Raw genomic sequence first — 9,004 nt, 5'->3', positions numbered from 1 at the left:
GAGATGTTAAATCTGGCGTTGCTGAATACAAATATGAATTCAAGATTTCCCAATTGCTATAAGCCAAGTATGCTGAGCTTTGTAACATCAAGCGAAAAGTTGATTCATATTTAGAATCAGCAACGCCCAAATTTGTTCGTAGTGAGGGCTAAAGTCCTGACTACAAACCGATGCCCTGAACCCAAGAAATACAGCATATTCCAGGTTTATGAAGTACAGCAGGAGGCAGCAGGAAGAGGTAATAATACCAATGATTTGGGCACTCGAAAATGCCCGATCGCGCTGTGGCCGTTGCTGTACACCCCGCGATTCCCTGCCTCTGGTCGTACGCGCTTTGAAAATACACGCCTTCGGGGCCCGACGCCCATCCCACAAAACAATCAAAATCATCCCGCAATTAGGCAGCGCCCTTTTTTATTTTGCTTCCGGGTTGTTAATTACAACTGCATATTTTACTCAGTTGATTTTCCCGGCACAATTGGGTTGCCGCAGCCACCGGTAATGGTTTGCTAAAGAAGTAACCTTGACCCATCTCGCACTGCAGCGACTGCAAAAATGCCAACTGTTCTGCAGTTTCCACACCCTCTGCAATCACCTGTAAATTCAAGCCTTGGCCCAGGGCGATCGCCAATTTAACGATCGTAGCACCGCTGCTGTCCTCGAGCAAATCTGCCACGAAAGATTTGTCTATTTTTAAATTGTTCAGCGGGAAGTTTTTCAGAGACCACAGAGAAGAATAACCGGTACCAAAATCGTCCAGAGAAATGTGAATTCCCATTTGCTGCAACTGCCGCAATACCGACACCGTAAAATTCACATCGGTCATCGCAATGCTCTCGGTAATTTCTATTTCCAAATATTCGGGATTTAACTCGGTTTCTGACAAAATTTTAGCGATGGTTTGTACCGTGTTAGGCTGCATAAACTGGCGGCCTGATAAATTCACAGCTATCCGCACCGGCGGCAATCCCATTAACTGCCACGCTCGATTTTGCAAGCAAGCAGTTCGCATCACCCATTCGTCTATTTGACAGATAAATCCTGTTTCCTCAGCTAAGGGAATAAATCGAGCGGGAGCAATCAAACCGCGTTCGGGATGCTGCCACCTGATCAGAGCTTCCATGCCGACTATTTTGCCAGTCTTTAAGTTGATTTGCGGTTGGTAGTGCAGCACAAATTCTGAATTTTTCAGAGCTTTGTAAAGCTGATTTTCTAAGTTCAGTTCTTCGGAGACTTGATTGCCGATCGCCCGCGTGTAAAACTGATAATTATTCCGACCTTTCTGTTTCGCTCTGTACATCGCAGCATCAGCATTTTTTAGCAAAGTTTCTGCATCTTCTCCGTCGTAAGGAGCCAAAGCAATTCCCAAGCTAGCCTTAGTATAGAGTTCCAGCCCGTCAAAATCAAAAGGACTGCTCAAACTGTGGATAATTTCCTGGCAAACCTTAATTGCTTCTTCAGGGCTGTTGATATTGTGCAGCAGCACGGTAAATTCATCGCCGCCCCAACGAGCGAGCGAATCTCCTACGCGCAAACAGTTAGTCAAACGCCGAGATACACCTTGCAGCAACAAATCGCCCACGGGGTGTCCGAGAGTATCGTTAACATTTTTAAATCTGTCCAAATCTAGAAAGATTACCGCCAGCATTTCGGCGTTTTGGTGAGCGTTAGCTAAAGCTAAAGACAGCCTTTCATTAAACAGCAACCTGTTCGCTAAACCTGTTAGTTGGTCGTGAGAAGCTTGATGTCGGATCATCGCCTCGACGCGCCTCTGCATTGCAGCCATGTACAGGTGCGTTCCCAAAGATTTTGCTAGCTTCAGTTCTTCGGCGCTCCATTTTTGAGTTTCCCCGGTTTTGATTTCTTTCCAAGCTGCAAAGGACTGTCGGGGACGATCGTTCCGCGCGTCGGAATTGCAATTTCCAGCCCACCAAATTTCGGTTTCTACGGCGCTGCGAAAAACGGTGAGACAGCCGATGCACTGTTGATGGTATTGCAGCGGTACTGCCAAAACTGACCGCAGGTCAGCTTCGATAAAATTTGCAGATAAAGATTTGAGTTGAGGTTCTTGAGAAATATCGGAAATCGCGTACAAGTGAGGTACAATTAAATTGGAAATATTTGTGTCAGTTGAACTGTAATGCTCGGAATATAGGTTTTGAAAAACACCTAATTGGCTGGTATTACCTGCAGTTTTTTCTCCCTCGTCTTGGTTGGCAAACCCCATGATCTGCTGCCAAAACTCGCTGAGTTCAAGATCGGCATCCTGTGGCTGCTGGCCGCAGGTATAAAGTTTAGCGGGCCGATCGCCAAACTCGGCTGCAATGTACAGCCGCCCTCCCGAACCTTGCAAATGCTTGACAGTTTGTTCGAGAACTGCTTGCCGAATTTCGTTGAGTTCCAGAGGAGAGTGCAGCAAACTGCTAATTTGGTTGACAACGGCTTCGTCGCGCGCTTGCTGTCGGGCTTGACTCAGCAGAAAAGATTGGGCGATCGCAATTGAAAGCTGATCTACCAGCAACTGCACCATTTTCAATTCTCGATCGTTAAACCGTTTCGGTTGGCTGTGGTGACAAACCAACAACCCCCAAAGCTGATTTTGATGCAAAATCGGCACAGTCAGAGAAGAAAGCGCCCCCATAGACTTGAGATATTCAGCGTGACAGGAGTCTACAGGAGAATAGCGAATATCTTCAACTGCTAAAGTTTTGCCGGTTTCGGGACAGTCTAACCGATTAATTGTTTGATGCTGCAATTGGATATCTACAATCACTCGCTGCCGCGCTTTGACAAACATTTCGCGGGCGCTATTGGGAATGTCGCCAGCAGGAAAGCGCAAACCCAAAAGAGATGGCAAATTGTCGCCGTCGATCGACTCAGCAATCACTTCACCGCTACCGTCTGCTTCAAAGCGATAAACTTTTACCCGATCGCTGCCTAAAAAGCTGCGGATTTCTCGCGCCGTTGTCGTCAAAATCTCTTGCAATTCTAGAGAGTTGCGAATGCGATTAGTAATGCGATTGAGTAAAATTTCTTGTTCGAGAATCGATCTTGACATGGGTCTAACTTTTGCGCGGGCCATCCCTTTTGATCTCCGGCTGTTGACAGCATTTTTGCGAGCTGCTGTGTCAACTCGCCCTGTATTATAGAATACAACACTTTCGCTGCGTCTGGGGGATTTATTCAACGCGGGGTTGAGAAATTTGGTTTTTAGGGATCGTTCTGACTGGCCGACAAATTTAGGTAAAAAACCCGGTTTCTCACAGCAGTTACAAGGTTCTACCGACAGAAATGCAACTCCAGATCCATCTCGGATTTTGATTGCTCTCGATCGAACTAATTGCACGCACACAGAAACCGGGCTGACGAGACAGGTTTCTGGCAGTACGCACAGAATGCTGGTTCCTCAACCCGGTTGCTAAGTATTAATGCTCGGAAATATCCGGTCAAGCCGACTGCCAAATTTTCAGAATTCTGTCCGGCAAAAAGCCCGCTATTTCCTGAATTCGTTCCTCGGACAACTCATCCTTTGTTGCCGAAAATACAGCGGCGATCGCAGTTTCCGGTTTGACCCCAGAAGGAAGTCCGCCTTCTTGTTCCACCCGAAAAATAAACAAGTTGGAATCGATGACGAAAGGTGCAGGCCCTTGCCAAGGCGGGCGCACCCGACTCAGCAATCCCACCAGCGGATTCGTATCTTTCCAGAGGTCGGCTATTTCTTTTTGCAGGGTTTTGTCGTCCGTCGCCGGCAAAACTTCTGCGTGCAGTTCGGCTTCCACGCGATCGCTGGCTTCTGTTGTCATCAAATCCCGCATTGTCCGGTACACCAATTCGGTAATATCGCGGGCATCAAAAATATCCTCCATGTTACCGTTTACCATCACTTTTTCTAAAAAGGGCATATCCTTAGTGGCGATCGGAACTGCTGACCCTTCTTGATGCAGGGACTTAGGAGGATTCGTCTCCATTTTCTGCAACATTTTGCGACCTTTTTCGGTTAAATCTGCTTTTTGAAATGCCACTAAAGGCGGCAATAACTCAGTCCCTCCGTAAGGCTCTCCGCTAAACTCCGCTTTGATAAATGCTTTTTGGTTGAGGTAGTCCAAGTGACCGAGCAATTCCGCTTCTGCCACTTCTCGACCGACATATTCTTCGGCTGCATTCCTAATGGCAGACTCTCCCTTGGCGTTGCCGCTGCCGATCTGTTTGAGCAAAATGTAAGTCAGGTCGTCTCTGATTGCAATTGTCATCAATATCTCCTTGGTTAATATCCGGCAAACAGCAAGTAAAAAATCATATTTTTAATTGCTAAAATTGCGATCGTTACTACTTAAAAAAATTTAAATCAAAACCAGACAAACAAGTATCTCTCAGCAGGTGGAAGTTGTTAAAGTTTTGTGTGGACTAGAATCTTCCTTTAGGTAGATTTACCGAAGGCAACCGCCTCTACTTTTACAGTTTCTGACGCAGGCGGGGTCATTCGATTTGAGATTTGAGATTTTATACCAATTTCATAAAGTAGCGCTAGATATTACCCCCCCCAACCCCCCCCTTATTAAGGGGGGGAGTGGGGGGGGTAGTAGCACATATGAAAGAAAAATGGTATTAGATGCTCCCGATCGATTCCACAAATGAGTCGGGGCTGTACCACCTTTGAAATTCGCTTGTCAAAAACCCGTTTGGACACTACTTAATATTTTCCGAACCAACGGCTTCGGAAATTGAATTAAATCCTTTTTCATCTAATTTTTGCAGCAAACCTTCCAAAATTCGGCGCACCATCCAAGGGCCTTCGTAAACCCAGCCGGTATAGACTTGAATTAAACTCGCGCCGGCGGCGATTTTTTCCCAAGCATCTTGGGCGGTGAAAATGCCGCCAACTCCAATTATCGGTAATTCGCCTTTTGTATATTGCCAGATAAATCGGATGATTTCTGTCGATCGCCCCCGCACTGGTATTCCGCTAATTCCGCCAGCTTCTTCGGCGATGGGTTTGCCGGTTTTTGGCAATATTTGGGTTTTCAATCCGTCGCGCCGGATGGTGGTGTTTGTGGCGATAATTCCTGCTAGTTGGTAGGTTTTGGCGATGTCGAGGATTGATGCGATATCCTCCATCTCCAAATCCGGCGCAATTTTGACTAAAATTGGCTTGATTCCCCGGTTTTCTTGTTGCAAAGTTTCCAAAATTGTGCTGAGCCCCGCAGCATCTTGGAGCGATCGCAATCCAGGCGTATTCGGAGATGAAACGTTGACTACAAAATAATCCCCCCAATCTTTTAGCAGCTTAAAACTCTCCAAATAATCGGCTGCTGCCTGCTCTAACGGTGTTACCTTAGATTTACCGAGATTGATGCCGATCGGGTAAGGTGACTGAGGCATGGGACGCGAAGCATCTAATTTTGACTGTTTCTGGGAAGCCTCAAACCGGGCGGCCATTGCTGCGGCTCCTTGATTGTTAAAGCCCATGCGGTTGAGGGCCGCGCTGTCAGCCTCTAAGCGAAACAAGCGAGGTTGGGGGTTTCCCGGCTGCGCTTGGCTGGTGACTGTACCGATTTCGGCAAAGCCAAAGCCAAAATTTGCCCAAATTTCGGCTGCTTGGCCGTTTTTATCAAATCCGGCGGCCAAACCGACAGGATTTTTGAAGCTTATTCCCCACTTCGATTGTTCGAGGCGAGAATCTTGCACTCCCAAAGATTTTTGCAATCGCCAGAGCATTTGGCTGGTTGCTGGGTTTGACTGGGTTCTGGCTGCGAGTTCGAGAATTTGGAGAGTGCGGTTGTGCAGCCACTCGGCGTCGGTTTTCAATACGGAAAACAACAGCGGGCGCAGGCTCGATCGATATATATCCAATGACTTATCCTGGGGCACTTGACAAATGAGAAATTAGAAGGGAAATAAAAATATTCAAAAGCCGACGACAATCAAGCGAAGATTTTTACTTCAACTGGCGATCGACTTTATTTAATGTTTGAGATTGAATCATAATTGAGACGATTATATTATAGGTTGATTGTTTTTCATTTTAATTTTTAATTTTTTTGAGTTGGTAATTTGAAATTGGACAAAGGTGCGGGGAATCAGGGAAATGGGGCATCAGCAAAGACCGAAGGATTTAGACGAACAAATTGCCAGCTTGGAGCGCGTTCTCCAAACTCTCCGAGAAGAGGAGAATGTGGAAGTGCTGCTGGAAACCGCGCTGGGTTACTTGCAAGCAGAATTTGATTGGCGGTTGATTTGGATCGGGTTGTACGATCGACAAGCTCACCGATTGTTCGGGAAAGGCGGCATGACTCCTAACGGCGACTTGTCTTTTCTCAAACAGCGGTTTGCCCTGAATCCGGGGGATTTGCTCGAACAAGTGGTGATTCAACTGTGCCCGGTGGAAGTCCCGGATTTGCGATCGGAAAACAGAGCGGGAGAATGGCGCAAGGCAGCTCAAACTTTCAACGTTCAAGGCACGACTCTGTTTCCGCTGCGCTACAAAGACCGCTGCTACGGCGTGATTTTGCTGGGGACGGACGAGTGGGGAGCGTCGCCAAAGTCGGAGGAAAAAACGCAGTTGGCGATCGTATTTGGAGCGCTGGCAACTGCTCTTTATCAAATAGAAAAAGATTGGCAGCGAGAACAAGTCAAACACCCGGACGAGTCTCTATTAGCGCTGATTTCGCAGTTGCGGGAATTGCGAACGCTCGACCAATACTTGCAAGCGGTAGTCGAACAAACCCATGAATTTATCGAGCCGTCGCGGACTAATGTTTATTGGTTCGAGGCAGAGCGGCGCTATTTTTGGCGCAGAGTCAGCAACCGCCAAGTGTCTCCGGGTTTGGGCCCCAAGCGACCGGCTTCGGGCATCACGGTGCAAGACTTGGGCGAATTTTATCAGGCTTTGACTGCGGAACAAATGGTTTGGATCGGTGAATCTCACAGTTCTCTGAAAACTGAGCTGACTGGGCGGTTGATGCAGCAAATCCGCGCTCGCTCTCTGTTGGCTGCGCCGATTGTTTCCGAAGGCGAATTGTTGGGATTTATGGCAGTGGAAGCGACGGAGCCGCGGATTTGGCAAGACAATGAAAAACATTACTTGCGGGGAGTGGCGGAGTTGGTGGCTTTGACTGCTCCTCTGTCGGAGATGGAGGAGAAAATTGAGCAAACACAGCTCGATCGAGATTTAACTGCCGGCATTGCTCGCGCCATTTACAGCGATGCTGACTGGGAGGCGACTTTGAAAAATACTGCCGAAAAGTTGTGCTCTCGGCTCAAATGCGAATATTTTTTGCTGTTGCTGTACGGTGAAGAACAAAATTGCTTTGAAATTGTCTCCCAAAATCTGCCCCGCAACCGCAGGCCAGTTCCTTCGCCGCTCAAAGCTCTCGATGCGGCTGACAGGGGGCTGCTGCAAGAGTGCGGGGAACCTCTGGGGATTGAAAATTGGGAGGAAGACGGGCGGTTGGGAGCTTGGCGGGAAGTGCTGGCGGAGTCGGGGGTGCGATCGCTTTTGGCATCGAACACTAGGGGGAAAACGGCAAAGTCCGAAAACCGCAATCCCAAATCGCCCGTCGAAAATCGAAAATCGATCGAGGGTTTGCTGGTTGTCGGGCACAGCGCCACTCGTACTTGGAAGCGCGCGGAGCGAGAATTAGTTGAAATAGTCAGCCAACAGCTAGGATTAATTTTGCACTCTTGGCAGCAAAGTTCCCAAATCGACAAATATCAGCAATTCTCGCGATCGATCGAATCTGGTTTAGCGGTTTTGCAGCATTCTGGCGAGGTGCAATTCGGGCAGCAGAAATCTGCTTCGCCTGTAATTTTCCCACAGTTGCCGCTGCAAAAGCTCGATCGTAACTTTGCTCGAGACGTTTCCCAGACAATTTCCTGTCCTTTAGTAGCCGTAATTACTTGGCATCCCGGCCAGGAGTGGGGTTCAATCTCCGCAGCGGTAGCGGCCAATCCCGTATTTGCCCTCAATCCCGATGCTGTGATTCCCGTGCAAACAGATGCTTTGATCCAGCAAACCCTGGCGCGGGGAGGCGTGCTGCAAGTGAACCTGAGCCAAGTCCCCCTGGCGACGAAGCGGTGGCTCCGCAGTCCGGGAATTGGCGAGATTCTGGCGGTGGCGCTGCAGACAGCCCCAGAACACGCTCCGGCGGGCATTGTGGTGGTTGCGGACGCTGGCGGCCGCGAGTGGTCGGAGTTGTCCGTGAATTTACTGAGATCGATGGTGTCTCACTTGGCTTGGTGGCACAGGTATTTGGCGGTGCAATCGGCCGCTGAGTCGCAGCGGTTGGATCTGGAAATGCTCAACTGGTACAAGCAGCGCCGTTTCGAGGATTTTTACCGCACTGTGGGAGCGGGGGTGAAGGAGTTGGGGGAGTTGAGCCAGTCGATTTTGCAGTCGGCGAAGGAACAAAAGGATGCTCTGAAAACTTTGCGCTACCAACAGGTTTTGCGACAAATGGGCAATGCTTTGGGGTCAGCTCATTTGATGCTCAAACGCGAACCGTGGCGGCTGCAATTCGCACGAGATGCGGTGTCTGTGAGCGCTTGGCTGAGGCGATCGATCGATCGCGCGGCCCCAATGGTCAAACAGTCGCAAGTCTTGCTGGAAGTCAACACAGAGGCTGCTGTGTCGCTGCCTGCGGGCAAGACTTTGAGCGTTCGCGCCGACAGCCTCAAGCTCGATTTAATCCTGTGCGAATTGCTGGCGGTGGCTTGCCGGCGCTCTGAAGTGGGCGACAAGATTGAGATTCGCTCTGTGCTTTTGGGGGAAGATTTGTTAGAGTTGTCTGTGATCGATAGCGGCCGAAAGTGCGATCGACAGTTAATTACTGCTTTCAACGGCGGTTCCCACCCCGATATACTGGCCGTTTCGCCACATAGGTCGATCGTCCAAAATCTCTTAATTTGTCAGCGAGCGGTACGCTTAATGGGGGGAAACTTATCCTTAGAAATGTTAGAAAATAATGCAATTGTCGCCCGCTTAGTGCTGCCCCTAGCCACATCTTAA

At 48.8% G+C, this 9,004-nt stretch carries 5 protein-coding genes; 2 read left to right on the top strand and 3 right to left on the bottom strand.

Features of this window, described 5'->3' with window-relative positions:
• Positions 1–433 precede the first annotated feature (433 nt).
• Complete coding sequence (locus WBA89_RS02705; protein ID WP_424403845.1) at positions 434–3,082, bottom strand: EAL domain-containing protein; 2,649 nt, start codon at positions 3,080–3,082, stop codon at positions 434–436.
• Between the two features lie 121 nt (positions 3,083–3,203).
• On the opposite strand from WBA89_RS02705, the gene WBA89_RS02700 reads away from it, so the two are divergent.
• The gene (locus WBA89_RS02700) at positions 3,204–3,422 is read left to right on the top strand and encodes a hypothetical protein (RefSeq protein ID WP_424403843.1); all 219 of its coding nucleotides are present in this window, start codon (positions 3,204–3,206) and stop codon (positions 3,420–3,422) included.
• A gap of 24 nt (positions 3,423–3,446) precedes the next feature.
• Here the strand turns inward: WBA89_RS02700 and WBA89_RS02695 are convergent, their stop codons facing one another.
• Positions 3,447–4,250 (bottom strand): DUF2267 domain-containing protein, encoded by an 804-nt coding sequence (locus WBA89_RS02695; protein WP_424403841.1) that lies wholly within the window; start codon positions 4,248–4,250, stop codon positions 3,447–3,449.
• Positions 4,251–4,686: 436 nt separating this feature from the next.
• Entirely contained in the window at positions 4,687–5,850 is a 1,164-nt protein-coding gene (locus WBA89_RS02690) for a quinone-dependent dihydroorotate dehydrogenase (RefSeq protein ID WP_424403839.1), read from the bottom strand.
• 235 nt (positions 5,851–6,085) lie between these two features.
• On the opposite strand from WBA89_RS02690, the gene WBA89_RS02685 reads away from it, so the two are divergent.
• A complete protein-coding gene (locus WBA89_RS02685; RefSeq protein ID WP_424403837.1) occupies positions 6,086–9,004 on the top strand; it encodes a GAF domain-containing protein in 2,919 nt (972 codons plus the stop codon).

It is taken from the genome of Microcoleus sp. (genome assembly GCF_049646505.1).
Lineage (GTDB): Bacteria > Cyanobacteriota > Cyanobacteriia > Cyanobacteriales > Microcoleaceae > Microcoleus.
The sequence above is the reverse complement of the archived record's forward strand: the minus strand, read 5'-3'. Positions and strand labels throughout refer to the sequence as shown.

What these genes read in the sequence shown, in the direction of transcription:
- WBA89_RS02705 (WP_424403845.1), bottom strand. Translation starts at nt 3,082, where the DNA reads ATGGCCCGCGCAAAAGTTAGACCCATGTCAAGATCGATTCTCGAACAA.
- WBA89_RS02695 (WP_424403841.1), bottom strand. Translation starts at nt 4,250, where the DNA reads ATGACAATTGCAATCAGAGACGACCTGACTTACATTTTGCTCAAACAG.
- WBA89_RS02685 (WP_424403837.1), top strand. Translation starts at nt 6,086, where the DNA reads ATGGGGCATCAGCAAAGACCGAAGGATTTAGACGAACAAATTGCCAGC.